This is a genomic window from Sulfitobacter sp. IGS-18 (genome assembly GCF_059628195.1).
Genome location: NZ_CM184556.1, coordinates 3,285,919 through 3,311,709 on the forward strand (window position 1 = coordinate 3,285,919; position 25,791 = coordinate 3,311,709).

General features: G+C 62.5%; 27 protein-coding genes and 1 tRNA gene. 11 read left to right on the forward strand and 17 right to left on the reverse strand.

Going from position 1 to position 25,791, the window contains the following annotated elements; translation table 11 throughout:
• Positions 1 to 96 precede the first annotated feature (96 nt).
• The 7 genes from ACWNZ3_RS15845 to ACWNZ3_RS15875 form a co-directional block, all read right to left on the reverse strand.
• Entirely contained in the window at positions 97 to 756 is a 660-nt protein-coding gene (locus tag ACWNZ3_RS15845) for a glutathione S-transferase family protein (RefSeq protein ID WP_274575897.1), read from the reverse strand.
• Positions 753 to 1,232: an SRPBCC family protein gene (locus ACWNZ3_RS15850; RefSeq protein WP_496900562.1), complete on the reverse strand. Its 480-nt coding sequence runs from the start codon at positions 1,230 to 1,232 to the stop codon at positions 753 to 755. Before ACWNZ3_RS15850 ends, ACWNZ3_RS15845 begins: the two co-directional genes overlap by 4 nt.
• On the reverse strand, positions 1,229 to 1,606 hold the full coding sequence (locus ACWNZ3_RS15855) for an ArsR/SmtB family transcription factor (protein WP_496900563.1): 378 nt from the start codon (positions 1,604 to 1,606) through the stop codon (positions 1,229 to 1,231). Before ACWNZ3_RS15855 ends, ACWNZ3_RS15850 begins: the two co-directional genes overlap by 4 nt.
• Before the next feature lie 690 nt (positions 1,607 to 2,296).
• Positions 2,297 to 2,373, reverse strand: a tRNA-Arg gene (locus tag ACWNZ3_RS15860).
• A gap of 76 nt (positions 2,374 to 2,449) precedes the next feature.
• On the reverse strand, positions 2,450 to 3,835 hold the full coding sequence (locus ACWNZ3_RS15865) for a sensor histidine kinase (protein ID WP_496900564.1): 1,386 nt from the start codon (positions 3,833 to 3,835) through the stop codon (positions 2,450 to 2,452).
• A 63-nt stretch (positions 3,836 to 3,898) separates the two neighbouring features.
• Positions 3,899 to 5,317, reverse strand: a complete 1,419-nt coding sequence (locus ACWNZ3_RS15870) for a dihydrolipoyl dehydrogenase family protein (protein ID WP_496900565.1) — start codon at positions 5,315 to 5,317, stop codon at positions 3,899 to 3,901.
• On the reverse strand, positions 5,314 to 6,057 hold the full coding sequence (locus ACWNZ3_RS15875; protein WP_496900566.1) for a TVP38/TMEM64 family protein: 744 nt from the start codon (positions 6,055 to 6,057) through the stop codon (positions 5,314 to 5,316). The genes ACWNZ3_RS15870 and ACWNZ3_RS15875 overlap by 4 nt, the downstream gene beginning before the upstream one ends.
• A gap of 295 nt (positions 6,058 to 6,352) precedes the next feature.
• Here ACWNZ3_RS15875 and rpmH point away from each other — a divergent pair, with 295 nt between their 5' ends.
• The 3 genes from rpmH to yidD are packed head-to-tail and all read left to right on the forward strand — an operon-like array spanning position 6,353 to position 7,177.
• The gene (gene rpmH / locus ACWNZ3_RS15880) at positions 6,353 to 6,487 is read left to right on the forward strand and encodes a 50S ribosomal protein L34 (protein ID WP_037911188.1); all 135 of its coding nucleotides are present in this window, start codon (positions 6,353 to 6,355) and stop codon (positions 6,485 to 6,487) included.
• Between the two features lie 22 nt (positions 6,488 to 6,509).
• Positions 6,510 to 6,935, forward strand: coding sequence for a ribonuclease P protein component (rnpA, locus tag ACWNZ3_RS15885; protein WP_269365890.1), 426 nt, complete (start codon positions 6,510 to 6,512; stop codon positions 6,933 to 6,935).
• A complete protein-coding gene (gene yidD, locus ACWNZ3_RS15890) occupies positions 6,932 to 7,177 on the forward strand; it encodes a membrane protein insertion efficiency factor YidD (protein ID WP_114273580.1) in 246 nt (81 codons plus the stop codon). The genes rnpA and yidD overlap by 4 nt, the downstream gene beginning before the upstream one ends.
• A 441-nt stretch (positions 7,178 to 7,618) precedes the next feature.
• Here the strand turns inward: yidD and ACWNZ3_RS15895 are convergent, their stop codons facing one another.
• Positions 7,619 to 8,521, reverse strand: coding sequence for an alpha/beta fold hydrolase (locus tag ACWNZ3_RS15895; RefSeq protein WP_496900567.1), 903 nt, complete (start codon positions 8,519 to 8,521; stop codon positions 7,619 to 7,621).
• Positions 8,522 to 8,652: 131 nt separating this feature from the next.
• On the opposite strand from ACWNZ3_RS15895, the gene ttcA reads away from it, so the two are divergent.
• From ttcA to ACWNZ3_RS15935, 8 genes are all read left to right on the forward strand, one after another.
• Positions 8,653 to 9,516 (forward strand): tRNA 2-thiocytidine(32) synthetase TtcA, encoded by an 864-nt coding sequence (gene ttcA, locus ACWNZ3_RS15900; RefSeq protein WP_496900568.1) that lies wholly within the window; start codon positions 8,653 to 8,655, stop codon positions 9,514 to 9,516.
• Between the two features lie 104 nt (positions 9,517 to 9,620).
• On the forward strand, positions 9,621 to 11,162 hold the full coding sequence (locus ACWNZ3_RS15905; protein ID WP_496900569.1) for a putative bifunctional diguanylate cyclase/phosphodiesterase: 1,542 nt from the start codon (positions 9,621 to 9,623) through the stop codon (positions 11,160 to 11,162).
• A gap of 164 nt (positions 11,163 to 11,326) precedes the next feature.
• A complete protein-coding gene (yidC, locus tag ACWNZ3_RS15910) occupies positions 11,327 to 13,150 on the forward strand; it encodes a membrane protein insertase YidC (protein WP_274575916.1) in 1,824 nt (607 codons plus the stop codon).
• Complete coding sequence (locus ACWNZ3_RS15915) at positions 13,147 to 13,887, forward strand: MOSC domain-containing protein (protein WP_269365882.1); 741 nt, start codon at positions 13,147 to 13,149, stop codon at positions 13,885 to 13,887. Before yidC ends, ACWNZ3_RS15915 begins: the two co-directional genes overlap by 4 nt.
• Positions 13,887 to 14,537, forward strand: a complete 651-nt coding sequence (gene yihA / locus ACWNZ3_RS15920; protein WP_269365880.1) for a ribosome biogenesis GTP-binding protein YihA/YsxC — start codon at positions 13,887 to 13,889, stop codon at positions 14,535 to 14,537. The genes ACWNZ3_RS15915 and yihA overlap by 1 nt, the downstream gene beginning before the upstream one ends.
• Before the next feature lie 28 nt (positions 14,538 to 14,565).
• Positions 14,566 to 15,429 carry an acetylglutamate kinase gene (gene argB, locus ACWNZ3_RS15925; RefSeq protein WP_205388138.1) on the forward strand — a complete coding sequence of 288 codons (864 nt, stop codon included), beginning with the start codon at positions 14,566 to 14,568 and terminating at the stop codon, positions 15,427 to 15,429.
• Complete coding sequence (locus ACWNZ3_RS15930) at positions 15,426 to 16,079, forward strand: ferredoxin (protein ID WP_496900570.1); 654 nt, start codon at positions 15,426 to 15,428, stop codon at positions 16,077 to 16,079. The genes argB and ACWNZ3_RS15930 overlap by 4 nt, the downstream gene beginning before the upstream one ends.
• A 1-nt stretch (position 16,080) precedes the next feature.
• Entirely contained in the window at positions 16,081 to 16,578 is a 498-nt protein-coding gene (locus tag ACWNZ3_RS15935; RefSeq protein WP_274575921.1) for a SixA phosphatase family protein, read from the forward strand.
• Between the two features lie 170 nt (positions 16,579 to 16,748).
• On the opposite strand, the gene ACWNZ3_RS15940 is transcribed toward ACWNZ3_RS15935, so the two are convergent.
• From ACWNZ3_RS15940 to ACWNZ3_RS15980, 9 genes are all read right to left on the reverse strand, one after another.
• The gene (locus tag ACWNZ3_RS15940) at positions 16,749 to 17,516 is read right to left on the reverse strand and encodes an amino acid ABC transporter ATP-binding protein (protein WP_269365875.1); all 768 of its coding nucleotides are present in this window, start codon (positions 17,514 to 17,516) and stop codon (positions 16,749 to 16,751) included.
• A gap of 14 nt (positions 17,517 to 17,530) precedes the next feature.
• The gene (locus tag ACWNZ3_RS15945; protein WP_269365874.1) at positions 17,531 to 18,829 is read right to left on the reverse strand and encodes an amino acid ABC transporter permease; all 1,299 of its coding nucleotides are present in this window, start codon (positions 18,827 to 18,829) and stop codon (positions 17,531 to 17,533) included.
• Between the two features lies 1 nt (position 18,830).
• Entirely contained in the window at positions 18,831 to 20,045 is a 1,215-nt protein-coding gene (locus ACWNZ3_RS15950; protein ID WP_496900571.1) for an amino acid ABC transporter permease, read from the reverse strand.
• A 156-nt stretch (positions 20,046 to 20,201) separates the two neighbouring features.
• Positions 20,202 to 21,218: an amino acid ABC transporter substrate-binding protein gene (locus ACWNZ3_RS15955; RefSeq protein WP_269365872.1), complete on the reverse strand. Its 1,017-nt coding sequence runs from the start codon at positions 21,216 to 21,218 to the stop codon at positions 20,202 to 20,204.
• A 195-nt stretch (positions 21,219 to 21,413) separates the two neighbouring features.
• Positions 21,414 to 22,127: an ATP12 family chaperone protein gene (locus tag ACWNZ3_RS15960; RefSeq protein WP_496900572.1), complete on the reverse strand. Its 714-nt coding sequence runs from the start codon at positions 22,125 to 22,127 to the stop codon at positions 21,414 to 21,416.
• Positions 22,124 to 22,810 (reverse strand): HAD-IA family hydrolase, encoded by a 687-nt coding sequence (locus tag ACWNZ3_RS15965; RefSeq protein ID WP_496900573.1) that lies wholly within the window; start codon positions 22,808 to 22,810, stop codon positions 22,124 to 22,126. The genes ACWNZ3_RS15960 and ACWNZ3_RS15965 overlap by 4 nt, the downstream gene beginning before the upstream one ends.
• Positions 22,807 to 23,856: an RluA family pseudouridine synthase gene (locus ACWNZ3_RS15970; protein WP_114273594.1), complete on the reverse strand. Its 1,050-nt coding sequence runs from the start codon at positions 23,854 to 23,856 to the stop codon at positions 22,807 to 22,809. The genes ACWNZ3_RS15965 and ACWNZ3_RS15970 overlap by 4 nt, the downstream gene beginning before the upstream one ends.
• The gene (gene crcB, locus ACWNZ3_RS15975) at positions 23,853 to 24,233 is read right to left on the reverse strand and encodes a fluoride efflux transporter CrcB (protein WP_114273595.1); all 381 of its coding nucleotides are present in this window, start codon (positions 24,231 to 24,233) and stop codon (positions 23,853 to 23,855) included. The genes ACWNZ3_RS15970 and crcB overlap by 4 nt, the downstream gene beginning before the upstream one ends.
• A gap of 242 nt (positions 24,234 to 24,475) precedes the next feature.
• Positions 24,476 to 25,789, reverse strand: a complete 1,314-nt coding sequence (locus tag ACWNZ3_RS15980) for a replication-associated recombination protein A (protein ID WP_269365866.1) — start codon at positions 25,787 to 25,789, stop codon at positions 24,476 to 24,478.
• Between the last annotated feature and the right edge of the window lie 2 nt (positions 25,790 to 25,791).

Below are 25,791 nucleotides of genomic sequence, written 5' to 3' on the forward strand. Positions count from 1 at the left end.
ATTCCGACCTAAGTGCCAAGCATCTCTGACCCAAACCAGACTTTGGGCGTGGTATGGGTCAAGGACGGGTGAGCGGACGGAGCGGACATTCGAGACCTAATCTCGGTCAGGTGCTCCTAATGGGAAGAAGGATCGAAAGGGACGCGCCTCGTCGACGACGCGGGCCACCGAGGGGCGGGACAGAAGCCGTGCCCGGTAGGCGGCGAGCGCGGAGCAACGCTCTGGAATCGGATGAACCCAGTCACCATAGAAAAGCGCCGGAGCAGCTGCGCAATCGGCAATCGTGAAACGACCACAGGTCGCCCATTCCGTGTCTTGCAGACGGGGTTCCATCCAATCATAGCAGCGGTCTATAAGCACATGCGCATCGGCAACGCCACGGGGATCACGCTCATCTTCGCCACGCAGGGCGTCACCGACGATCCGTTGCGTCTGCGCATGGATATAGTCATCGAACACATCCGCGATCATGCGAGCCTCCAGCGCTTCGCGGACATCCTCGGGAACCATCGGCGGCGCGTCGCCGTGAAACAGGTCGAGATATTCGACCACAGCGTTGCTTTGAGTGACTTCCCGGTCGCCATCGACCAGCGCCGGAAACTGCCCGGTGGGGGAAAGGGCGGCCATGCGAGCGGCGTTCTCCGGGTGATCGGGGTCGACCATTCGGAAGTCGAAGGCGACGCCGCGCTCGTATAGAGCGATCAGCGGTTTCCAGACAAAGGAGGCAAAGGGATGCCCATAGAGCGCAAGGGTCATTGAAGAATCTCCAGCGATTGAAGCGTGGCCTCGATCATGTCGAACTGGATTCCGGTGCCGTGACGGCGGTCTGCGGTGCCGTCCTTTCCATCCAGGAACACAATCTGTTCGGTGTAGGAGACGCGGGTCTTGTCGCCGTCTGCGTCAAGTTCCAGGCTCGACAGCGTCACGGAATGAAAGCTGCCGGAATGGTGAAGGTCGTAGTCATACACAAGCCGTTTGGCCGGTTCGATGACATGGAAACGTGCCTCGAACAGTGTTTCCAGACCGCTTTCGTTGAAACGCCCCTGCAGGACTTCCTGACCACCGGCGCGAAAATCCATCGAACGGCGCATCAGGGCCCATTTTTCGGCCGGGCCGGTGAACCACTGCGCCTTGATCTGCGGATCGGACCATGCGCTGAACACGCGGTCTGGCGGTGCCGCCCACAGTCGTTTCAGTGTAAATGTCCCATGGAATAAGCGATTTTCGGTCATGTCTCATTTCCCTTGGAGGATTGGCCTGAACCGTCAGCCATGTCTGTTGTTTCTTTGCTTTCGAGCAATTCTCCGAGCCGGTCAAAATGTCCTTCCCAAAGCTGGCGACGTTCGCTCAACCAGATTTCGACGCGCAAGACAGCTTCGCTGGAAATCCGGCATTCGCGGACCCGGCCGCGTTTTTCCGTTACAACCAGTCCACTTGCCTCCAGCACCTGAACGTGCTGATGGATCGCGGAAAGGGATGTGTCGTAGGGCTTGGCCAGGTCACTTACGGAGGCCGATCCGCGTGAAAGATGATCAAGGATCCCGCGCCGCGTTGCGTCAGAAAGTGCGTGGAACGCCATATCAAGTTGTTTGGAATGCTCAACCATACGCTTAAGTTATAGCGCGCCTGACAAAAGTCAAGTGTCCACTTAAGTGTTGATCCGTTGAAACCGCCCCTCAAAGCAGACCTTCACTGCAGTTTTCACGAATGACCGCTGCCCCTGCCCCGTCCTTCGGCGGTCACGCCGCGATCCGGGTCAGCGATGTGACGTAAAAGCCAATTTCGTCTGACGTCTTACAGGGGTGTCGAATGCCGCGCATTTCCGACTCTTTCCGGCGAATTTTCTGAATCTTGTCAGTGGGCCATGCCAAGCAATTCCGACCCAAATGCCAAGCATTTCCGACCCATCCGGACCTTCGGCGCGATGCACACGAAAGTCGGCAGTGCGGACTTTGCTGCCATCAAACATGAGCACCCAGGCCCGGAACAAGCCGAAGGCGCCGGGCCATCGCCTGCCCGCCGGTCGGGTAGGCGATTTGGTGAGGCTAGTTGTTCCCTCGTTGGGATTCATCACGGTTGAGAAATAAAGTGGCATGAACCAAGGTCAGTATCGCCCACCCCGGGCAGGCGCTGGCCCGGCTTGCGCTTTGCGTCACTTCGGGCTCGAAGACGACTTTCGCTGCATTTTTCACGAATGCCGCTTAGCCCCTGCCCCGTCCTCCGAACGTAGCGCCGCGCTCTGGGTCAGTTACCTGTCACAAAAGTCGGTTTTGCTTGGCAACTTACAGGGGGGTAGTGGCGGACCGAGGAGGATTCGAACCCCCGACCCCTTGATTCGTAGTCAAGTACTCTATCCAGCTGAGCTATCGGTCCACTGTCGGGCGGTTTAGTGGCCTGCGCGGGGGTTTGCAAGCCCCAGTTTTGACCTGTGGCGGATTTCCTGGCGGTGTCAGACGGCGGCGTCGCCCTTGGGCAGGCAGACCGCAAAACATGTGCCGGTTTCATCGCTGCTCAACAGGGACAATTGCCCGCCGTGGCCGCGCACCAGTTCCGCCGCGATGGCCAGGCCCAGTCCGGTGCCGTCCTTGCGGGTGCCGCCCTGGAACGGCTTGTACAGAAAAGTGCGCGCCTTGGGCGGCAGGCCGGGGCCGGTATCGGCCACCTCGATGTTCCAGCTGGTTTCGTTTTCGGTTGCCCGCAGGGTGATTTCACCCCCCGTCCCGGCCGACATCAGCGCCTGCCGGGCATTGCGGGTCAGGTTGCTGAGCACACGGTAGAGATGTTCGGGGTCTGCGCGCACCTTCAGGCCGGGGGCGACATCGGCAACAAAGCTGATCTGCGTGCTCTGGGTCGCCAGGCGTTCGTTCTCGATCACCTCTTCGACCAGTTCGGCAAGCGGCACCATGGTCAGGGTCGGCCCCGGTTCTTCCGCCTTGCCGAAGGCCAGGGTGCTTTCGCACAGATGGACCGCGCGGGTGATCGACCCCACCAGTTTGGGTGCCAGCCGTTTGACCGCCGGATCCTCCGAGGTTTCGATGCGATCGGTAAAGAGCTGCGCGGTGGTCAGGATATTGCGCAGGTCGTGGCTGATCTTGCTCACCGCCGCGCCAAGCTGCGCCAGCCTGTCCTTCTGCTTCAGCGCCTGGGTCAGCTCCGTCTGCAACGTGCGCAGGGCGACTTCGGCTTCGCGCAACTCGGTCACGCCTGCCTTGGGTTCGATGATGCGGCGGGCGTCCTCCGGGGCTTCGGCATAGCGCTGGATATGACCCACCACGCGTTTCACGGGTTTGAGGAACATCGCCCGGATGGTCAGGAAGAGCAGGGTCGCGGTGATCGCCGAAATCACTGCCGAGAGAATCAGGATGCGCAGGCCATAGTCGATCATCGCCATGCGCAGCGGTGCGGTTTCCATCGTGATCTCGATCAGCAGCCCCGCATCCCGGACCGGCGCCCCGATGACACGGATCACTTCGTTTTCACGCCGGAAAAGACGCATCACCGCATCCCGGATCAATGTCATCGCGGTGGCGTTGCGCAGATCGAAGGTCTGCGAGATCGCCTGCGGCATCTCGGAAGACAGCATGAGCTGGCGCACCGCGTCACGGCGCAGGACAACGTTGAACACCTCTGCCGTTTCCAGCAGTTCCGCCTCAAGCGCGGGGTCCAGCATATCGTCCGCGAGAAGCGCCAGCGAGGCGATCTGCGCCCGCTCCAGCCGCTGCAGCATGTAATCCTCGCGGAACCGCGCGATGGAGGGCACGAAGATCAGCACTTCGGCCACCATGACAAAAACACTTGTCAGGATCAGCAGGCGGCCGGACAGGGAATTCAGCATGCCTGCGTCACCCCCATGGGACGGCGGGCGGGCTGTCGCGCCCCGGCGCGCAGGCCCCCGTTGTCACGGCACACATCGCTGAACAAACCGCACCACCCGCTTTACAAGATCGCTTTCGAACAGGCGCGGGCTGAAATAGGCCCCCGCCGCACGTTTGTTGACTTCACCGATTGTCGGATAAGGAGCCACCATGGCTGCAATCTGGCTCATTTTCATGCCGTTTGCCAGAGCCAGCGCCCAAAGGCCGATCAGTTCTCCCGCCTGATGGCCGACAATGGAGGCGCCCAGGGGCCTGCCCTTGACCACCATGACCTTGATGAACCCTTTGGTCTTGCGCTCTGCCAGGGCGCGGTCGTTGTGTTCATAGTGGAACCGGACCACTTCCAGCCTGTCGCCGTGTTTTTCCTGCGCCTCGGCCTCGGTCAACCCGACCTGCGCCAGTTCCGGGTCGGTATAGGTCGCCCAGGGAATATGGGAAGTCTTTGCCCGGGACGGCAGGCCAAACAGCATGGATCTGATGATCACCCCGGCATGATAGCCTGCCACATGGGTGAATTGCAGCCCGCCGGCCACATCCCCGATGGCATAGACCTTGCGGTTGGTGGTGCGCAGCGATGCATCCACCTTGATCCCGCCTTTGGCCGGTTCGATCCCGGCCTTGCCGAGATCCAGCTTGTCGGTATTGGCCTTGCGCCCCACCGCGATCAGCAGGTGAGAGCCCTTGAAGATCCGGCCATCCTTGGCCTCGACCTCGATCTTGCCCGCCGTGCCGCGCACTTCGGCGGCGGTGGCGTTTTCCTCGATCACCACGCCCTCGTCCCGCAGGGTGTCCAGCACGACGCGGGCGGTTTCCGGGTCGTCCTTGCCCAGCGCCTTCATCCCTTCGATCACGGTGACCTTGCAGCCCAGACGCAGATGGGCCTGGGCCATTTCCATCCCGATGGGGCCCCCGCCGATGATCAGCAGATGTTGGGGTTTCTCGCGCAGTTTGAACAGGGTTTCATTGGTCTCATAGGGGACCGTATCGAGACCCGGAATCGGCGGCACCAGCGGCGATGATCCGGTGGCGATCACAATGCGCCGGGCCTTGATCACCGTATCGCCTGCCTGCACCTCGTCGCGGGAAATGAAGCGCCCATAGGCGCGGATCACCTTGACGCCCAGGCCTTCGAAGCGTTCCTGACTGTCCACCGGGGCGATCTGCGCGATCACATCGGCGACGTGATCCTTGGCGGCGGCGTAGTCCACGGTGCCGGGGGCATTGGCCACACCATATGGCGCCGCGTGACGCTGCGCATGGGCCGCCTTGCCGCTGGCGATCAGCGCCTTGGAGGGCACGCAGCCGTAGTTCAGGCAATCGCCGCCCATTTCATGGCCTTCCAGCAGGACCACATCTGCCCCCATCTGGACCGCACCCGCCGCGACGGACAGGCCGCCGGAGCCTGCGCCGATAATCAGAATGTCCGTCTTGATCCGGTTCATTTCAATACATCCTTCTGGCCCGTGGCCCATTTGAGTGCGGCGGGCAGCAGGGACAATGCGCAGAGCCCGAGGATGGGGAACAAGATATGCGGCTCGAAGATGATGCCAAGGTCCGGCGTTTCTCCGCGCGCGAAAACCGCGCCGAGCCCAGCGCCGACGGAGGTATAGACAACAGCCCCCGGCATGATCCCGAAGAAGGTGGAGACCACAAAGCGATGCAGCGGCACCGCCAGCAGGGCCGGGATCAGATTGGCGACAAAGAAGGGCACCGCAGGGACAAGGCGGATGAAGAACAGCATCGACCATTGGTTTTCGTCCAGGCCCTTGCCGATCCTGGACACCAGCCCCTCGGAAGCCTCCAGACGCGCCTTGAGCACCTGCCCCAACCCCATGCGCGCGGCAAGGAAGATCAGGGTCGCGCCGATGGTGGCAGCTGTCACGTTGAACCCGGTCCCCAGGACGGTGCCGAACAGGAAGCCCCCGGTCAGGGTGGCGATCGTGGCCCCCGGCAGGGAAAAGGCGACAATCGCCACATAGGCGGCCATGAACAGCAGCGCAGTTACCAGGTAATTGCTGTCCCGGAAGGCGATCAGCGCCTCGCGGTTGTCGCGCAGCGTGTCAAAGCTGAGGTAGTCGCGCAGCGTGAAGGCACCGATCACCGCCGCGACGGCAATCGCGATCAGGGGCACAATGCGCGCCCGCTGCGATCCGGTGTGTTTTCCGTCGGCCCTGTCCGCCATTTCCGTCTCTCCGCCGCAACCGGCCTATCTGCCTGCCTCACAGATGATCCGGAACCCGGCCCGCGCCTAGCCCTATCACGGCCCCTTGAACCAAGGTGTGCTTTTCGGGGGTCTTTCGTGAAAGATCGGCCTGAATTGAAATATATACCAGCCGCGACGGATAAATTGTTGCAAGAGAGGGGGGAAAACCCGCTTGCAGGGTTTGACTTGCCCGCGCATCCTGACTAGAGAGCGGGTCTGAATTGACGTGACGGGCCGAATCTGCGCCCCGAATGACCTATTGGAGATCGACGCGATGAAACGCACCTATCAACCTTCGAACCTTGTCCGCAAGCGTCGTCACGGGTTTCGTGCGCGCATGGCCACCAAAGCGGGCCGCAAGATCATCAACGCACGCCGCGCCCAGGGCCGGAAGTCGCTGAGCGCGTAAACCGCGCAGCGCCTTGCAAAGCATGACACCGCCGGAGGCCCCCGTGGATGGCAGCACTGCCAATCCGGGGAACAATCCTCCGGCGGTTTCTTTGCGTCTGCAGGTGCTGAAGAACCGCGCCGATTTTCTGCGCGCCTCCCGCGCCAGCCATGTCGCGATGCCCGGTTTCGTTGTGCAGATGCGCCGGCGCAAGCCGGATGAAACAGCCGATCCGGATGTCATTCGCGTGGGGTTTACCTGCTCCAAGAAGGTCGGCAATGCCGTGGCCCGCAACCGGGCAAAACGACGCCTGCGGGAAATCGCGCGTCTGTCCCTGCCAGCGATGGGCCAGCGGGGACATGACTATGTGCTGATCGGCCGGCGCGGGGCCACCGCCACCCTGCCCTTTGCGCAAATGCAGTCCGACTTCGCCCGCGCCCTGGGCAAGCTGCACAGGCCGCCCGCGTGACCGCCCTTGCCCGCATCCTGGCGCTGCCGGTGCGCGCCTATCGGCTGGTTTTCAGCCCCTGGGTCGGGTTCAACTGCCGCTATCAGCCAACCTGCAGCGCCTATGCATTGGAAGCGCTCGAAACCCATGGGGGGCTGAAGGGCAGCTGGCTGGCACTGCGCCGGATCTTGCGCTGTCACCCCTGGGGGCGCAGCGGCTATGATCCCGTGCCGCCCATGTCGCAGGACCACGGGCCGCACTGAGGTCTGAGCCTGCCACCTGCCGCCATGCCAACGGGATCGGGAGAGGTTCGCCGCCCGCTGTCAACGACCCACGGCCTGCTCCACCTGCTGAACCGGACACTCCCCGATGACACACTCCCGTGGAGACATGTCAAAAATGACATGTCATCATTTGCAGGACTATCGGTATGAACTGACGCTGACGCGCAGGGGCAAGCGGCATCTGTAACGCGCCGCAATACCGCGCGCCTGCCCCATCCGCTCAACACGCTGGAATATATTGTTTACAGCGTCCCGCCTTGAACCTGATACACTCAGTATCGCCGATGTCCCGAGAGCGCGAAGCGTGGCAGGGTATCGGCGATTCAAGTTTAAGGCGGGGCGCCCTAAATGGCCTCCGGCTGGCTCAAATTCACCACAAGCCCTTCCAGGACTGCAGCCCCTGGCAGCCTCACACGCCCCTTACGCCTTCAACACCGCGTCCCCGTTGGTGATCAGCCGGGTCGGCATATCCGCCGCCGCCGTTCCCGCAAGTGTCAGCGCCACATCCTTGAAAAATCCATCATCGCCGAAATAGAAACGATGCGAAATCTGCGCGCCCTTCTGGGGAAAGGCCGCATAACGCTGTGTGGCATCGACATCGACCTGATCCTTTTCCACCAGATCAGGCAGCCCTTTGCGCCCGGCGCGCCTGCGGCCCCCGTTGATGAAATCCCCCGACAATTGCAGCACCGCATCATTGCCGTTGTAATAATTCGTCAGGCGGTTCGACCGACGGTCCATCACCAGACTGCCCCATGCGCCCTTGCGCATCCATTCCACATCCACATCCGCCGCCGCAAAAATCGCCTGATCCACGTCCCATTTGCGCGCGCCGGGCGCATCCCCGACACCGGAGAACCCGCGCAAGGTCAGGTAGGCGCCCATCGAATGGGCCAGCACATGCAGCTTGAACCGGGGGTTTTCATTCAGGAAAAGACCGATCGTTTCCGTCACCAGGTAGGGCGCAACCTTTTTGGCGTCATTGCGGTCGGAATCATACGCCAGCACATTCCCGTCGCTGGGCCAGTCAAAGCCGACCACCGCACCGCGATAGCCATGTTTGCGCAACCCCTGCTCAAGTGCCGCCAGCCGCTGCAACATGGTTGTCTGCGAGGTATTGAACCCGTGGACGAAAAACAGGATCTCGCGGCTCTGCGACGCGCGCAGGACCTCCCGGTGCCAATCCGCGCGCGAAATGATGCCCCCCTTGCTCACCGCCCCCGCAGAGCTGGTGATCTGTACATAACGGGTCAGTGCCGCAGCATTATTGGTGAATCTGTTTGTCTGGGCGTTATAGGTCCGCCGGCTTGCAAATAGGGTCATGTCTCAAATTCCTTTATCAATAGGGTCGGCAATAAAAGGCAGCGTAGCATGTTCTCGCCTTTAGCGCGAAACCTTCCTCCGCCGCGCATCGCGTCCTTGATCGCCTTTGGGCAATGGATTACTGCGATCACATGCTCGACCAACCCGAAGAAATCCACGCGCTGTTTCAGGGTGCGCCCCAGACGACGGAGTTCAGGAAACTCCGCAAGCGGATCGTGCGCGCCACGCGCGAGGCGATCGAGCAATATGGCATGATCGCCCCGGGCGCGCAGGAACCCGACGCCCCCCGCGCCCGCTGGCTGGTCTGCCTGTCGGGCGGCAAGGACAGCTATACCCTGCTGGCGGTTCTGCACGAGCTGCAATGGCGCGGGCTGTTACCGGTCGACCTGCTGGCCTGCAACCTCGATCAGGGCCAGCCCGGCTTTCCCGCAACGGTCCTGCCCGCCTTTCTGGAAAAGATGGGCGTCCCGCATAGGATCGAATACCAGGACACCTATTCCATCGTGATGGACAAGGTGCCGGCGAACCGCACCTTCTGCGCGCTGTGTTCGCGGCTGCGCCGCGGCCACCTCTACCGGATCGCGCGCGAGGAAGGCTGTTCCGCCGTGGTGCTGGGACACCACCGCGACGACATCCTGGAAACCTTCTTCATGAACCTGTTTCACGGCGGGCGCCTGGCCACGATGCCGCCCAAGCTGGTGAACGAACAGGGCGATCTGTTTCTCTACCGCCCTCTTGCCCATGTGGCAGAGGCCGATTGCGAGAAATTCAGCGGCGCGATGCAATACCCGATCATCCCCTGCGATCTTTGCGGCTCGCAGGACGGGTTGCAGCGCCAGCAGGTCAAGCAGATCCTCGACGGCTGGGAAAAAAACAGCCCCGGCCGGCGTCAGGTCATGTTCCGGGCGCTGATGAATGCGCGCCCCTCGCATCTGCTGGACCCCAAATTGTTCGATTTTGCCGGCCTGTCGCTTGATCCGCAGACTTTTAGCTAAAAGGACGCCATCTTTTCGGGCAAGATTAACCCCCGGCTCATTCCACGCAGGCTAAGCTCCTGCAGATGCAGCGGACGCATCTTACGACGAGCGGGGAAGCACCTATGGCGCGACGGCGGGCCAGGACACTGGCAAGATGGCAAAATCATCTCACTTCCGCGCTGAACTGGCCCGGCGCTCTGGTCCTGTTGCCGACCCTGACCCTGGCCGTCTACATGGCTGCCGGCGAAACCGGGCTGATCTGGTTTTCGCTTTCCATGCCGGGGCTTTATCTGATCTTCGGACAGGGTGCCTTGCGGTTTCGGGCCTCTGATCCCGCGGTGCCGGGCATTCTGACCCGTCAGGCCTTTTCCGAGATCGTCAGCCAGACCCTGAAACAGGCCCATGCCGAAGACAGATTTGCCGTCATCTATGCCATCGCATTAAGTGAATTCGACGCGCTTGCAGACCGATACGGTCAGGCCGCCGCCGACACGGTTGTCCTGCGCACCGGTGAACGGCTGATCGCCACATTGCGCGATGTGGACAGTGTTGCGCAGCTGGGCGACGCCCGGTTCGGCATCTGCACGGCCCCGCTGCGCCATCTTGATCTGGAAACCTGCATTCAAATGGCGTCCCGCCTGCAGACCGCGCTGGAAGAACCCGTGGCCATCAACGGCGTCAATATCTACGTCTCTGCCAGTGTCGGATTCTGCCAGCATACGCGTGCGCCCGACAGCGGTGGCGACGCCTGGATGCACGCCGCCCTCACCGCCCTGCGCGAAGCGCAACACCGGGGGCCTTCCGCGATCCGGGCATTTTCCGATCAGATGCGCATCGCCATCGAAACCCGCGAAGAGATCCGCGATGACGTGGTCAAGGCACTGGATTCCGGCCAGATCCAGCCCTGGTTTCAACCCCAGATCTCCACCGACACCGGAGAGATCACCGGGTTCGAGGCGCTGGCCCGCTGGCATCATCCGCAGCGGGGCATCCTGCTGCCCAAGGATTTCCTGCCCGCCATCGAAAGCGCCGGTCTGCTGGAACGGCTGACCGAGGTCATGATGTACCACACCTTTGCCGCGCTCAAGGCATGGGACGGTGCGGATGCGCATGTGCCCCAGGTCGGCGTCAATTTCACAAGTTCGGAACTGCGCAATCCCCGTCTGACCGACAAGGTGAGATGGGAGCTCGACCGGTTCGATCTGACCCCGGACCGGCTTGCCGTCGAAGTGCTTGAGACAGTGGTCGCCTGCACGCCGGATGACCTGATTACCCGCAATATCAACGCGCTGGGCGCAATGGGGTGCCGCATTGATCTGGATGATTTTGGCACCGGCCATGCGGCGATCACCTCGATCCGGCGGTTTTCGGTCAGCCGGATCAAGATCGACCGCTCCTTCGTGATGAAGGCCGACCGCGACCCGGAACAGCAACGCATGATCAGCGCGATCCTGACCATGGCCGAAAGGCTGGAGGTGGAGACCCTGGCGGAGGGCGTCGAAACCGTGGGCGAACACGTTCTGCTGGCGCAACTGGGTTGCGACCATGTGCAGGGCTATGGCATCGGGCGGCCCATGCCATTCGACCAGACCCTGGACTGGATCAGCCGCCATACCGCCAAACTGGCCGACACCCCCCGTTTCATGGATGGCAAGAGCGGCTGACCGCCTCGGGCGGCACGGGGCCCTCCCGCCCTGTCAAACCAGCCTGCGGGGCCTGCGTCGGATCATCGCGCAGACCGGAGGTTTTGCCCGAATCCGCTTGACCTCTGGGCCTCAACTCTGTTCAACCCACCCAGATCAAAAGCATCCCGAAGGTGGCGGTCCCCATGGACGAACAGAACAAGAATCTCATTCTCGCGACGGCACTCAGTTTCATCGTGATCCTTGCGTGGTTCGTCCTGTTTCCACCACCCGAACCGGACCCCGCCCTCGACAGCACGACACCGGCGACCCAGCAGACCGCTGACGGAACCGTGCCCGTGGCACCCGCCGATCCCGCGACCGCACCGATTTCGGGCGGGGACGACACCACATCGACCGTTTCGCTTGCCGATGCGCCCCGCGTCAACATCGAGACGCCGCGCCTGACCGGCTCCATCTCGCTGGTCGGCGGCCGGATCGACGATCTGAAACTCAAGGATTACCGCACCACGCTGGACGCCGATGCGCCCATCGTCACATTGCTGTCCCCCCAGGGCACGACAGACGCCTATTATGCCCTGCAAGGCTGGGCCGCCGGCACCGGCATCGACCCGACATCGGTCCCCGGCCCCGACACGGAATGGTCGCTTGCCGAAGGCGACACGCTTGGCGTCGATTCCCCGGTGACCCTGACCTGGGACAACGGCGCGGGCCAGGTCTTTACCCGCACCATCGCGGTGGATGACAACTACATGTTCACGCTGGGCCAGGGGGTCACCAACAATGGCGAGGCCCCGATTTCCCTCGCCCCCTACGGCATGATCGTCCAGCACACCCAGCCCGATGATCTGCAGAAATTCTTCATCCTGCATGAAGGTGCCGTATCCATCGCAGATGGTGAATTGATCGAAACCGACTGGGACGACATCTCGGAAGCGGATGCAAACGCGAAATGGGGCCGCCAGGCCATCGTCAAGGAAGATGTGACCACGGGCTGGATCGGCTTTACCGACCACTTCTGGCAGGCGATCCTGATCCCCGATCAGGGCCAGCCCTTTGACGAGGCGCTGACCTATGACGCGCGTTCCGACGTCTATCGCGCCGTCACCCGCCAGCCCACCCAGACTGTGGCAGCGGGTGCCTCGGCCAGCATGAAAACCCAGTTGTTTGCCGGTGCAAAGGAATGGGCGATCCTGCGCGACTACGAAGCCGCCGGCGTGCCGAAATTCATCGACAGCATTGATTGGGGTTGGTTCTTTTTCCTGACCAAACCGATCTTCTGGCTGCTGCACGAGCTGAACAAGCTGATCGGCAACATGGGCATCGCGATCATCGGGCTGACCCTGCTGATCAAGGCGATCCTGTTCCCGCTGGCCTATAAATCCTACGTCTCCATGGCCAAGATGAAAGAGCTTCAGCCGCAGATGGAGAAGCTGAAAAAAGACGCGGGCGACGACCGCCAGAAAATGCAGCAGGGCATGATGGAGCTTTACCGCAAGGAAAAGGTGAACCCGGCCGCGGGCTGCCTGCCGATCCTGTTGCAGATCCCGATCTTCTTTTCGCTCTACAAGGTGATCTTTGTCACCATCGAGCTGCGCCATGCGGCGTTCTTCGGCCCCTTCCAGGACCTCAGCGCGCCTGACCCGACCTCGCTGTTCAACTTCTTCGGCCTGCTGCCCTGGGGCGCGCCCGAGGCCGGCACGATCATGGCGCTGATCTTTATCGGTATCCTGCCGCTGCTGCTGGGCATCTCGATGTTCCTGCAACAAAAGCTGAACCCGGCGCCCACCGACCCCACGCAACAGATGATCTTTGCCTGGATGCCCTGGGTCTTCATGTTCATGCTGGGCAGTTTTGCAAGCGGGCTGGTGGTCTACTGGATCGCGAACAACACCATCACCTTTACCCAGCAATACCTGATCATGCGCAGTCAGGGCTACAAGCCTGACCTCATGGGGAACATCCTGGGGTCGTTCCGGCGCAAGCCAAAGCCGGACGCCAAGAAATGACAACGCTGGTTCAACTTTTCCGCCATCCTCTCAAGAGCCACGGCCGCGAAGAGTTGCAGAGCGTGACCCTGACCGCCGGGCAGGCGATGCCCTTCGACCGGCTCTGGGCCGTGGCGCATGACCACTCCAGGGCGGATGGGTCGGAATGGGCGCGATGCGTGAATTTCAGCATCGGCACCAAGGCCCCGAAACTGGCCGCGATCAATGCCGTGCTGGCGGAGGATGGCAAGACGCTGACCCTGTCGCATCCGGAACGGCCCGATCTGACCTTCCAGCCCGACAGCGAAGCTGCGCGGCTGATCGAATGGGTGCTGCCGCTGGTCCCGCAGGACCGCGCCCTGCCCGACCGGATTCTGCGCCTGGCCGAGCGTGGTTTCACCGACACCCCGTTCCCCTCGGTCAGCCTGTGCAACCTGGCGTCTCACCGGGCCGTCGCGGACAAGGCAGGCGTGGCGCTTTCCAATCTGCGCTGGCGTGGCAACATCTGGTTCGACACGGGCACCGCATGGGACGAATTCGACTGGATCGGCAAGGACGTGGCCATTGGCGGCGCGCTTTTGCGGGTGCGTGAACCGATCCGCCGCTGCCTGCATACCGCCGCCAACCCCGAAACCGGAGAACGCGACGTGGACACGCTGGGCATCCTCAATTCATGGGACCACCAGGATTTCGGTGTCTACGCCGAGGTGATCCAGTCGGGCCAGGTGGCAATCGGCGATGCGATCGAGGTGAAATGATGCAGCTTCCCTTCCCCATCGCAGCAGAACCCGAAGCGCAGACCCTGGAAACGGGCCGCCTGCTCTTTGCCGGGGAAACACTGTTTGTCAAAGGCGTGGTGGCGATGGATGGCCTGCCGCCCGCCGACCGGATGGAAGTCTGCTTTGCCGGGCGCTCCAACGTCGGCAAATCGACCCTGATCAACGCGCTGACCGGGACCAAGGCGCTGGCTCGCGCCTCCAACACGCCGGGCCGGACGCAGGAAATCAACTATTTCACTGCCGGTGACTCGCATTACCTCGTCGATCTGCCGGGCTATGGCTATGCCAATGCGCCGCTTCCGGTGGTCGAAAAATGGCAACGCCTGCTGAAACAATACCTCGGCGGCCGCCAGACCCTGCGCCGCGCCTTTGTGCTGATCGACGCACGCCATGGGGTGAAAAAGGTGGATGAGGAAATCCTCTCCCTGCTCGACAGTGCCGCCGTCACCTTTCAGGCGGTTCTGACCAAGGCCGACAAGGTCAAGGAAAAGGAACGCGAAAAGGTGCTGGATCAGGTCCGCGGCGCGCTGGCGAAACATCCCGCTGCCTATCCCGAAATCATCGTCACATCGTCGGAAAAGGGCTGGGGCATCCCCACGCTTCGTGCCATCATCGCGACGCTGGAATAATCCCGCCGCCGTTCCCGGAACCCAAGGCATGAGAAAACAAGACATGAACCGCGACTGGATCGCCACCGCCAAGACCCTCAGCCAGGCCCTGCCCTATATGCAGCGCTATGCCGATGCCACCGTCGTGATCAAGCTGGGCGGCCACGCCATGGGCAGCGACGAGGCGATGGATGAATTCGCCCGCGATGTCACCCTGATGCGGCAGGTCGGGGTCAACCCGGTGATCGTGCATGGTGGCGGGCCGATGATCAACGCCATGCTCAAGCGGCTGAACATCCAGTCCGAATTCGTCGACGGCCAAAGGGTCACCGACGAGGCGACGATGGAAGTTGTCGAAATGGTTCTCTCCGGCCTGGTGAATGCGCGCATCGTGCAGGCGATTTCCGAACAGGGCGGCCGCGCCGTGGGCCTGTCAGGCAAGGATTCCGGCCTAATCGTCTGCGAACACGAGGACCCGCGTCTGGGTCTGGTGGGCAGGCCGACCCGCGTGAACCCGCGCATCCTGCGCGACATGGCGGACAAGGGGATCATCCCGGTGATCGCGCCCCTGGGCATGGGCGACGGGGGCGAGACCTTCAACATCAACGGCGATACCGCCGCCGGGGCCATTGCCGCCGCGCTCAAGGCCGACCGGCTTTTGCTGCTGACCGATGTGGCCGGTGTCAAGAATGCCGAGGGTGAAGTGCTGACCGAGCTGACTGCGGCGCAGATCCGCGAAATGGTCGCTGATGGCACCATCGCCGGGGGCATGATCCCAAAGACCGTTACCGCCCTGGATGCGCTGGAGGGTGGCGTGCGTGCCGCCGTCATCCTGGACGGACGCGCTCCCAACGCCTGCCTGCTGGAGCTTTTTACCGAACACGGTGCGGGCAGCATCATCCGGCAGGGATGACTTTCGCGGCGCTTCAGAAAAGCGCCCGCGCGCGTCACCTGAGCATCCTTGGCGGCTTTCACCCCGACGCCGGTGACGATGTCCCGCAAGCCTGCCGAACCATCCTGTTGCTTGGCCCCGATGAGCCTGCATTCTGGCCCGCGTACCAAGACAGCCCCGAGGCCCTGGACGGCGCCCCCGACCCGATGGACCGCTGGTCGCGCCGGGTGATCGGCGCCTGGGCGGAAACGCTTGGGGCGCAGGCGCTTTACCCTTTTGGCGGACCGCCCTATCTGCCGTTCTACAGCTGGGCCCTGCGCAGCGGGCGGGTCCATGCCGCGCCGGTGCAATTCCTGGTCCATGACACGGCGGGGCTGATGGTCTCTTTCCGGGGCGCGCTGGCCTTGCAGGCGCATATAGACCTGCCCGACAGCCCGCCCTCGCCCTGCCAGACTTGCGCCGCAACGCCCTGCGTCACCGCCTGCCCCGTTGCCGCGCTGACGCCGGCGGGCTACGACGTACCGGCGTGCAAGGCATATCTGGAAATGGCGGCCGGACAGGACTGTCTTACCGGGGGCTGCCGGGTGCGCAGGGCCTGCCCGGTCTCTCAGCGTTTTGGCCGCCTGCCTGCGCAATCCGAATATCACATGCGCCAATTCAAAGGGGCCTGACATGAAACGCCTGATCCTGATGCGCCACGCAAAATCCGACTGGTCGGGCGAAGCCCTGATCGACCACGACCGCACCCTGAACGACCGGGGCCGGGCGAATGCGCCCGCGCTTGGCAATTGGTTGCGGGATCAGGCCTTTGTGCCGGACGAGGTGTTATGTTCATCGGCGGTGCGGACACAGGAGACTCTGGCGGGATTGAACCTGCCCGGCGGGATCAAGACCACGATCACCCGCAAGCTCTACCTCGCATCGCTGGACCAGATCCTGAGCCTGTTGCAGCGGGCAACGGGCAATTCGGTGCTGGTGCTGGGGCATAATCCCGGGGTCGGCATGTGTGCCGATGAAATCCTTGCCACCGCGCCGGATCATCCGCAGTTCATCGGCTTTCCAACCGGTGCGACGCTGGTTGCGGATTTCGATCAGGACATGTGGTCGCTCGTGGGCTGGGGCAAGGGCCATCCCGCCGCCTTTGTCGTGCCACGCGACCTTTCGCACTAAGGGCGCACCGCCTTACACTTGAACCGCCGATACCCTGCCGCGCTTCGCGCTCTCGGGACATCGGCGATACTGAGAGTATCAGGTTAAAGGCGGGACGCTGTAAGGGCGCCTGCTGATCGCAGACGCCCTTTGAAGCATTGTGCAGGTCGGGCGGCTGCCCTTCCCCGTGGTCAATGACCGAGGATCTGGCTCAGGAACAACTGGGTCCGCGGCGATTGCGGGTTGTTGAAGAACTCTTCCGGTTCGTTCTGTTCGACGATCTGGCCCTGATCCATGAAGATCACCCGGTTCGCCACCTGACGGGCAAAGCCCATCTCATGCGTCACGCAGAGCATGGTCATGCCTTCTTCGGCAAGTTCGATCATCGTGTCGAGAACCTCCTTGATCATCTCGGGGTCCAGCGCCGATGTGGGCTCATCAAACAGCATGATGCGCGGACGCATGCACAGGCTGCGGGCGATGGCGACACGTTGTTGCTGACCACCCGAAAGCTGGCCGGGGTATTTGTCGGCCTGATCGGGGATCTTCACCTTTTCCAGGAAATGCATCGCCGTCTCTTCGGCTTCCTTCTTGGGCGTCTTGCGTACCCAGATCGGGGCCAGCGTGCAGTTTTCCAGGATGGTCAGATGCGGGAAGAGGTTGAAGTGCTGAAAGCACATGCCGACCTCGGACCGGATCTTGTCGATGTTCTTGAGGTCCGAGGACAGCACGGTGCCGTCCACTTCGATCCGGCCCTTCTGATGCTCCTCCAGCGCGTTGATGCAGCGGATCAGTGTCGATTTGCCGGACCCCGATGGCCCGCAGATCACGATCCGCTCACCCCGGTAGACCGTCAGGTCGATGTCGCGCAGCACATGGAAGGTGCCGTACCATTTGTTCATGTTCTGGATCGAGATCGCGATCTCGTCCGATACTTTCATTTGTGTTGCAGTGGCCATGTGTCAGCCCTTTCTTAACGATGATCTGTCGCAAGGCGGCGTTCCAGCCACTGCGAATATTGCGAAATGCCGTAACAGACGACAAAGAAGAGGATCGAGGCGAACATCAGAAGTTCCCAATAGACCCCGTTCCAGTCCGTCGAGGCCAGGATCGGACCCCGGATCATGCCCACGATGTCAAACAGCGAGATGACCGAGACCAGCGTGGTGTCCTTGAACAGGCCCACCGCGATGTTCACGATGCCGGGGATGGATATCTTGAGCGCCTGCGGCAGAATGATCAGGCGAATGGCCTGCGCATAATCCAGCCCCAGCGAATCCGCCGCCTCGTTCTGCCCCTTGGGCAGGGCAGCCAGACCGCCCCGGATCACCTCGGCGATATAGGCCGAGGAGAACATGGTGATCATGATCACCACCCGCAGGAACAGGTCCACGGTGGATTCCGGCGGAAAGAAATAGGCCAGCATCACGCTTGCCACGAACAGCAAGGTGATCAGCGGCACGCCGCGAATGAACTCGATGAAGACAACGCAGATGCCCTTGATCAGCGGCAGGTTCGACTGACGCCCCAGCGCCAGCGCGATGCCGATGGGCAGGGACAGCGACACGCAGGTCACGCCCAGCATCAGGTTCAGCATGAAGCCGCCGAGGTCCCTGCTGGGGATCGGTTCCAGCATGGCACTGGCCGATGCGCCTGCCGGAATCAGGTAGCCACCGATTGCCCAGACCAGAACCGCCGCAGCGATCCCGCCCAGAAACCCCTGGGCAAAGCTGGTTTTGACAAACCGTGCATAGACGAGGTAGCCCACGATGAAGCCCAGCAGCGCCACCAGCGGCGCAAGGATGGTGCCGCCCCAGATCAGCCAATAGGCGATGAAGGGATAGAGCCCGGTAAAGATCAGCAGCTTGCGCGGCAGGTCAAAGAACAACACCGGTGCCGCAGCAAAGAACAGCATCAGCAGCGCCAGGTTGGGCCGCCAATACAGTTCCGACGGATACTTGAAGCCGTAAAGCAACTGGTGCCACCGCTCCGTCAGCACGGAGAAACAGGCAGCGGACCGGCCATCGAGAACCTCGCGGCAGGCGGCCAGGCTGTTGGTGTTCCAGACGCCACCCAGGATCCAGGGCAGGGTCGAGGACAGGACCAGCCAGATCACATAAAGTGCAGCGACCGTGAGCAGCGCATTGGCCCAGGTGGGAAACAGGTTGTCCCGCACCCATTTGATCGGCCCTGCCGCAGTCGAGGGCGGTGCTGAGGGCGGAATGGCTGTTTCGCGGACGAAAGCGACGGATTGTGCATGTGTGTCCGACATCTCAGCGCTCCTTCAGCTTGTTGGCATTGTTGTAGACGTTCATGAACGCCGAGATCAGAAGCGAGATCGTGAGATAGAACAGCATCAGCAACAGGACACATTCGATGGCCCGGCCCGTCTGGTTCAGCGTGATGCCGCCCAGCGTCGCCGTCACATCGGCATAGCCCACAGCAATCGCCAGCGATGAGTTCTTGGTGATGTTGAGATATTGCGAAATCAGCGGCGGGATGATCACCCGCAGCGCCTGTGGCAGGACCACCAGGTTCATCACCCGTCCGGGGCGCAGGCCCAGGGCCGCGGCGGCCTCTGTCTGGCCCTTGGACACAGCCTGGATGCCCGCGCGCACGTTTTCCGCGATGAAGGCACCGGTATAGATCGACAGGGCGAACCAGAGCGCGATCAGCGGTGCACCGATCTTGATCCCGCCGCCAAAGTTGAAGCCCCGCAGTTCCGGGTAGTCCAGGCTGATGGGGGACCCCATGATGAAATAGGCAAGGATTGCGGGCAGCAGCAATATCCCGACCGAAGGCCAGAACATCGGCAAGAGCCTGCCCGTGTCGTACAGCAGCTTCGTCGCATAGCGGCGATAGGCAAAGACCCCGATAATGGACAGGATAAAGACAACGACAACCACCAGGGACCCTGCCCCCCAGACCGGCGCGGGCACATAGACACCGCGGTTGGTAAAGGCGAAGGCGCCCAACAACATCGAAGACGCCGGATCCTCGCCCCGGAAGGCGCTGGGTGCAGGCATCGAGGCGGTCATCACGGTGAAGATGATGATGATCCAGATCAGCACGGGAATGTTGCGGAAGATTTCCACGTAGACTGCCATCAGCTTGCGCACCAGCCAGTTCGGCGACAGGCGCAGGACACCGGCGAGCACGCCAAAGACCGTCGCGGTCACACAGGCCAGGAATGCAACCAGCAGCGTGTTGAGAATGCCGACGACAGCCGCTCTGAGGTGCGTGGACCGGCTGCTGTATTCGATCAGCGTCTGGTTGATATCATAGTTCGAGGCGCTGCCGAGAAACCCGTAGGAGATGTTCAGCCCTGCAGCCCGCAGGTTCTGGATCAGGTTGTTGCCGAGATAAACAATCGCAAGTGCCAGCAGCAGGGCCGCGATGGCCTGCATTGTCAGCGACCGATAGCGTGTATCGTTCAACAGCATAGAGAGCCGGAACGACTCCTTCGGAGGGTCGGTGAGTGTTGTCATCAGATTTTTCCCTGTGTCCCATGCCTTGATTTTTTTCACTGTGCCTTTGTGGCACATGCGGCAGGGTCATTATTGGTCGCAGGCACCGCATCGCGCTGATTTGGTGCCATCAGGTGCGAAAGGCGCGGAATGTTCCGCGCCCTCCGGCAGTTCTGTTTAGCGGAACGGCGGGCTGTAGAGCAGGCCACCGTCTGTCCACTGGGCGTTCAGCCCGCGTGCCAGGCCGATGGGTGTGTCTTCGCCGATGTTCTTGGCAAAGATCTCGCCGTAGTTGCCTTGGGTTTCGATGGCGCGCTTGGCCCAATCTGCGTCCAGGCCCAGCATGGCGCCCAGTTCCCCTTCGGTGCCCAGCAGGCGCGCGATTTCGGGGTTGTTGGTCGAGGAAGCCATTTCACCGACGTTTGCAGAGGAGACGCCCAGTTCTTCGGCTGCGATCAGCGCGTTCAGGGTCCAGCGGACCACATCGCCCCATTCGCTGTCGCCGTGACGGACCAGCGGGCCCAGCGGCTCTTTCGAGACGATTTCAGGCAGCAGGACGTGATCGCCCGGGTTTTCGAAGGCGGCACGTGTCGCCGCGAGGCCGGAGGCGTCTGTTGTGTAGACGTCGCAGGCACCGGCAAGGTACTGCTGCTGCGCTTCGGCGTTGGTTTCGATCGGCACCGGCTCATAGCTGATGTTGTTCACGCGGAAGAAGTCCGCGAGGTTCAGCTCGGTGGTTGTGCCGGTCTGGATGCAGACGGTCGCGCCGTCCAAATCCTTGGCCGAGGATACGCCCAGCGCCTTGGGCACCATGAAGCCCTGACCGTCGTAGTAGTTGACGCCGATAAAGTCGAATTTCAGGTCGACATCGCGCGAGAAGGTCCATGTGGTGTTACGGGCCAGCACGTCGATTTCGCCGGATGCCAGCGCGGTAAAGCGTGTCTTGCCGGTTGTCGGGACGAATTCGACAGCTGTCGCATCCCCCAGAACGGCAGCGGCGACAGCGCGGCATACCGCAACGTCAAAGCCTTTCCATTCACCGTTGGCGTCCGGTGCCGCGAAACCGATCAGACCGGTTGTCACGCCACAGTTGAGTTTGCCGCGTGCCTTGACATCGTCAAGCGTAGCTGCGCCGGCAGCGCCGGCAGCCAGACCCGCAACGGTCAACGCACCAAAAATCATAGATTTGTTCATTTTTACCTCTTCCTGATAATCCGCCACGTTTTGGACGGTTGATCCGACAATTCGATGCCGGAGGCGATACTGTGCAGGAGTTCCCATGCTCAGTGTAGGCTAATGTGCTCGGATTCCCGCAAAAAGGTCAAGGGTTAGCCCCCGGGTTTTCGACCGATTGACACGAATGCGGTCTCAGAACGCTCTGCATTGACGCTAATCGGCCTGACTCAGGGCAAACATCCGGCTGGCATGCAAAAAGGCCGCTTTCTTGACTTCCGCCAGCGCTTCGGCGGCATCGTCGCGGCCCCATTGTTCTGCCTGCCATGCCTCGTCAAGCCGTGAAATGTCCCACAGGACCTCTGTATCGCGCGCGCCGAGGGTTGCGGCGAAGCCCAGGACAAGGGACCCAGAGAGGCTGACCAGATCGTGAAAGGCGGCCAGTTCAAAATTGTTCAAGGCATGGGTGCGGGCGCGCAGGGTGTCCAGGGCGGCGGGGTCCTGCGGCTTGTGCATGATGCCGCTGCGGGGCTCCAGCCGCGCACCCAGCACTTCGGCAGCCCAATCCAGCATCGGGTCCCAATGCGCCGCCTGCCGCGCCACCAGTTCCTCCGGCGCTTCGGCACGGTAGCACAGAAGGTCGGCATCGCCGTAGTCGGCCAGCATGTCCGCCACTTCGGCGTGCTGCACCGCAACCTTGTCGATCGCCGAATTCGCGGTCTTGGTGACCGGCATCAGGTTCGGGTTGATCACCCCTTCCTGCGCGTCCCATTCGGCGGCGACGGCCCTGGCCATCTCTTCGGTGGGCAGGAACAGCGGCTGCTTCGCCGGTGTCTTGACCGGCCTGCCGTCCAGTTCGACCGCAAATCCGCTTGCGGCGGGCACAACTGCCGCCTGTTTCCAGAACCTCTTGGCTTTCCAGTCGCTCACGCGGCTACCCCCCAGATCAGGTCCAACGCAGCGGGCAGGGCATCGAAACTGTCGATCACCTGACCCGCGCGGGTCAGGCGCTGGCGGTCATGGTAACCCCAGCCAACGCCGACCCCCGCAATCCCTGCGGCATGGGCCATGTCCATGTCAAAACTCGTATCGCCCACCATCACCGCCCGCTCCGCAGCGATCCCCGTCTCGGACAGGGCGGCCAGCAGCATGGAAGGATGCGGTTTGGAGGGGTGGAAATCGGCGCATTGCAGGGTCTGGAACATGCCCTCCAGCCCGTGCCCCTCGATCAGCTTGTCCAGCCCCCGCTTGGATTTGCCGGTGGCAATGCCCAGCAGCACATCATCCCTGTCCTGCAGCAATTGCAGGGCCGCCAGAGCACCGGGATAAAGCGGCGAAGACTGCGCCACGCCTGCTGTCGCCCGCAAGTCCATATAGGCGGCCTTGTAGGCCCCGACCATGCGCTCATGATCAACGGCTTCCAATGCCGGTACAAGCCGGGCCATCGCCACATCCAGCGAAAGCCCGACGATCCCCAGAAGCTCTGCCCGTTGCGGCAAGGGCTGGCCTACAGCCCCGAATGCCGCCGCCATGGCCGCCAGGATATCGCCCTGGCTGTCGACCAATGTGCCGTCCACGTCGAAAATCACCAGGCTGAGGGGCGCGTCGCTCATCCCCAGCCTTCCTCGAACGGATCGTCCGGCACATCGGCGGGAGACCACTGGAACGTCTCCCAGGTGCGGGCCATATGATCGGGCAAGGGGGCCACCAGTTTCAGGACCGCTTTGGTCACCGGATGCTCCACCGTCAGGCTGCGCGCATGCAGGTGCAGCTTCTTGGAGATATCGCCCCCCAGTTGCGCACCCCAACCGTCACCGGGGTTGTCCTGGCCCGAGCCGCCGTATTTGCCGTCACCCACGATGGGATGCCCGATCTCGGCCATATGTGCCCGCAGCTGATGGGTGCGGCCCGTCACCGGGATCAGCGCGGCCCAGCAGGTGCGGCTGCCCGCCTGCGCCAGAACCGCGTAATCGGTGGTGGCCCGCTTGGCCCCTTCGGTGCTGTCGATGTCGGCGGGATGCACCGCGATCATCTTTTCGCCTTCACCGCGCGCCCCGTGACCGCCAGCCTTGACCAGCCCGAACTTGATCTGTCCGTTCTTGGGATGCGGCACACCTGCGATGGCCGCCCAGTAGATCTTGCGCGTCTCGCGGTGCCGGAAATTCGCCGTCAGCGCCTGTGCTACCGACCGGGTGCGCGCCATGATCAGAACACCGGATGTGTCCTTGTCCAGCCGATGCACCAGACGCGGCTTTTCATCCAGATCGAACATCAGCGCCTCGGCCAGCGCATCCACATGCCTGTCAGACTGGCCAGAGCCGCCCTGCACCGGCAGGCCCGGCGGTTTGTTCAGCGCGATCACATGATCATCGCGGTAGATCACGCAGGAGCGGATGAACTTGGCATCCGCATCCGTCACGCGGGTCCGCTTGGGTGGCGGCGGGGCGTCGCTGTCCGGCAAGGGCGGGATGCGCACCTGCTGGCCGACCTCAAGGCGCGTCGCCCCCTTGACGCGGCCGCCATCGACACGGATCTCCCCCTTGCGGCACATCTTGTCGATGCGGCCTTGAGATATCTGCGGAAACTGCCGTTTGAACCAGCGATCCAGGCGCTGATCGCCGTCGCCTTCCTGCACGGTCAATGTCTGTACCTTGCTCATCCCAGGATCCCCCGCGAGGCCCAGAGCCCCAGCATCAAAGCCGCCACGGACAATCCGACGGAGGCGCATACATAAAGCCCGGCCTGCCCATAGGCCTGGCGTTCGATCAGGGTGACCGTTTCCAGCGAAAAGGCGGAAAAGGTGGTAAATCCCCCCAGAAGCCCGGTCATCACGAAGGGGCTGTAATGGGTCAACCCCTTGTGCGCGGCAAACACCACGAAAGCCCCCATCAGGAAGGACCCGACGACGTTCACCGTTATGATGGCGAGCGGAAAGTCCTGCGGGCCGGTCAGCCGCAGCATCGCGACACCGGACAGGAACCGCAGCGCGGCACCGATGGCACCGCCGAGCGCAACAAGAGACAAGGTTGAAATCATGCGGCGTCTGTCACGGTTTGCGGGGCGATTGTCAAGAATTCACGCCCTTGCCCGGCATTTGCACGCAATTGAGACCCCTTTTCCTGACAATCCGCGCCGGTCTTCACCAGCCCGCGTCAGCCAACGCCAGTCTGTGTCGCGATCACACCGCACCCGGAAGCACCGGAACCCCGTGATTTTCCAAAAATGACGACATGACATGTCTTTCTTGCTGTCTCGGCATCGGAAGGCCCGGCACGGGATTACTCGGCACCACCCCGCTTGCTCCTCAGCTTCGCGAAATACTCCAGCCGCTTTTTCAACTCCCGCTCGAAGCCCCGCTCAACCGGGGCATAAAGCGCCTGTCGCGCCACCCCTTCGGGAAAGTAATCCTGCCCTGAAAACCCGTCTTCGGCATCGTGGTCATAGGCATAGCCATCGCCATAGCCCTGTTCCTTCATCATCTTCGTGGGCGCGTTCAGGATATGCTTGGGCGGCGGGGCCGATCCGGTTTCCTTCGCCGCACGCCGTGCGCCCTTGTAGGCCACATAGGCCGCATTCGACTTGGGCGCGAGCGCCAGATAGGTCACCGCCTGCGCCAGCGCCAGCTCGCCCTCCGGGCTGCCAAGACGCTCGAACGTCTCCCAGGATTGCAGACAGACCGCCTGCGCCTGGGGATCGGCCAGCCCGATGTCCTCCACCGCCATGCGGGTGATCCGCCGCGCGAGGTAACGCGGGTCCTCGCCGCCTTCCAGCATCCGCGCAAACCAATAGAGCGCCGCATCCGGGTCCGACCCGCGCACCGATTTATGCAGCGCCGAGATCAGGTTGTAATGGGAATCGCCGCTCTTGTCGTATTGCGCCGCCCGCCGCATCAGCCGCGCCGCCAGCGATGCCTTGTCCAGCTTGCCCTCGACCTTCCAGGCCACCAGCTGCTCGATCAGGTTCAGCAGCGCCCGCCCGTCGCCATCCGCCATCTCCAGAAGCGCCATGCGGGCGTCGGGCTGCAAGGGCAGGTCCACCCCCAGCTCCTGCTCGGCCCGCCGGGCCATCAGCTCCAGATCGTCAACCGTCAGCCGCTCCAGCACCAGCACCTGCGCGCGGGACAGCACCGCGGCGTTCAGCTCGAAACTGGGGTTCTCGGTGGTCGCCCCCACCAACAGGATCGTGCCATCCTCCATATGCGGCAGGAACCCGTCCTGCTGCGCCTTGTTGAAACGATGGATCTCGTCGACAAACAGCAAGGTCCCCTGCCCCTGCCGCCGCCGCAGCTTGGCCGCGTCAAAGACCTTGCGCAGCTCCGGCACGCCGCTGAAAATAGCGCTGATCTGCACAAAATGCAGCTCCGTCTCATCCGCCAGCAGACGCGCGATGGTGGTCTTGCCCACCCCCGGAGGCCCCCAGAAAATCAGCGAGGACAGCGCCCCCGACCCCAGCATCACCGTCAGCGGCGCATCCGGCCCCAGGATCTTGCGCTGGCCAATGACTTCGGAAATGGCGCGCGGCCGCAGCCGGTCGGCCAGCGGGCGATGCCCGCCGCCTTCCTCTGCATCCCCGGTATCGAAGAGATCTGCCACCG

Coding starts and splice junctions, on each gene's coding strand:
- ACWNZ3_RS15965 (WP_496900573.1), bottom strand. CDS start 22,810: ATGAGCGACGCGCCCCTCAGCCTGGTGATTTTCGACGTGGACGGCACA.
- ACWNZ3_RS15970 (WP_114273594.1), bottom strand. CDS start 23,856: ATGAGCAAGGTACAGACATTGACCGTGCAGGAAGGCGACGGCGATCAG.
- ACWNZ3_RS15875 (WP_496900566.1), bottom strand. CDS start 6,057: ATGGCGGACAGGGCCGACGGAAAACACACCGGATCGCAGCGGGCGCGC.
- ACWNZ3_RS15855 (WP_496900563.1), bottom strand. CDS start 1,606: ATGGTTGAGCATTCCAAACAACTTGATATGGCGTTCCACGCACTTTCT.
- rnpA (WP_269365890.1), top strand. CDS start 6,510: ATGACACCGCCGGAGGCCCCCGTGGATGGCAGCACTGCCAATCCGGGG.
- ACWNZ3_RS15955 (WP_269365872.1), bottom strand. CDS start 21,218: ATGAACAAATCTATGATTTTTGGTGCGTTGACCGTTGCGGGTCTGGCT.
- ACWNZ3_RS15915 (WP_269365882.1), top strand. CDS start 13,147: ATGACAACGCTGGTTCAACTTTTCCGCCATCCTCTCAAGAGCCACGGC.
- ACWNZ3_RS15930 (WP_496900570.1), top strand. CDS start 15,426: ATGACTTTCGCGGCGCTTCAGAAAAGCGCCCGCGCGCGTCACCTGAGC.
- ACWNZ3_RS15945 (WP_269365874.1), bottom strand. CDS start 18,829: ATGTCGGACACACATGCACAATCCGTCGCTTTCGTCCGCGAAACAGCC.
- argB (WP_205388138.1), top strand. CDS start 14,566: ATGAGAAAACAAGACATGAACCGCGACTGGATCGCCACCGCCAAGACC.
- ACWNZ3_RS15935 (WP_274575921.1), top strand. CDS start 16,081: ATGAAACGCCTGATCCTGATGCGCCACGCAAAATCCGACTGGTCGGGC.
- ttcA (WP_496900568.1), top strand. CDS start 8,653: ATGCTCGACCAACCCGAAGAAATCCACGCGCTGTTTCAGGGTGCGCCC.
- rpmH (WP_037911188.1), top strand. CDS start 6,353: ATGAAACGCACCTATCAACCTTCGAACCTTGTCCGCAAGCGTCGTCAC.
- ACWNZ3_RS15905 (WP_496900569.1), top strand. CDS start 9,621: ATGGCGCGACGGCGGGCCAGGACACTGGCAAGATGGCAAAATCATCTC.
- ACWNZ3_RS15950 (WP_496900571.1), bottom strand. CDS start 20,045: ATGACAACACTCACCGACCCTCCGAAGGAGTCGTTCCGGCTCTCTATG.
- ACWNZ3_RS15940 (WP_269365875.1), bottom strand. CDS start 17,516: ATGGCCACTGCAACACAAATGAAAGTATCGGACGAGATCGCGATCTCG.
- ACWNZ3_RS15895 (WP_496900567.1), bottom strand. CDS start 8,521: ATGACCCTATTTGCAAGCCGGCGGACCTATAACGCCCAGACAAACAGA.
- yidC (WP_274575916.1), top strand. CDS start 11,327: ATGGACGAACAGAACAAGAATCTCATTCTCGCGACGGCACTCAGTTTC.
- crcB (WP_114273595.1), bottom strand. CDS start 24,233: ATGATTTCAACCTTGTCTCTTGTTGCGCTCGGCGGTGCCATCGGTGCC.
- ACWNZ3_RS15850 (WP_496900562.1), bottom strand. CDS start 1,232: ATGACCGAAAATCGCTTATTCCATGGGACATTTACACTGAAACGACTG.
- ACWNZ3_RS15845 (WP_274575897.1), bottom strand. CDS start 756: ATGACCCTTGCGCTCTATGGGCATCCCTTTGCCTCCTTTGTCTGGAAA.
- ACWNZ3_RS15870 (WP_496900565.1), bottom strand. CDS start 5,317: ATGAACCGGATCAAGACGGACATTCTGATTATCGGCGCAGGCTCCGGC.
- yihA (WP_269365880.1), top strand. CDS start 13,887: ATGCAGCTTCCCTTCCCCATCGCAGCAGAACCCGAAGCGCAGACCCTG.
- ACWNZ3_RS15865 (WP_496900564.1), bottom strand. CDS start 3,835: ATGCTGAATTCCCTGTCCGGCCGCCTGCTGATCCTGACAAGTGTTTTT.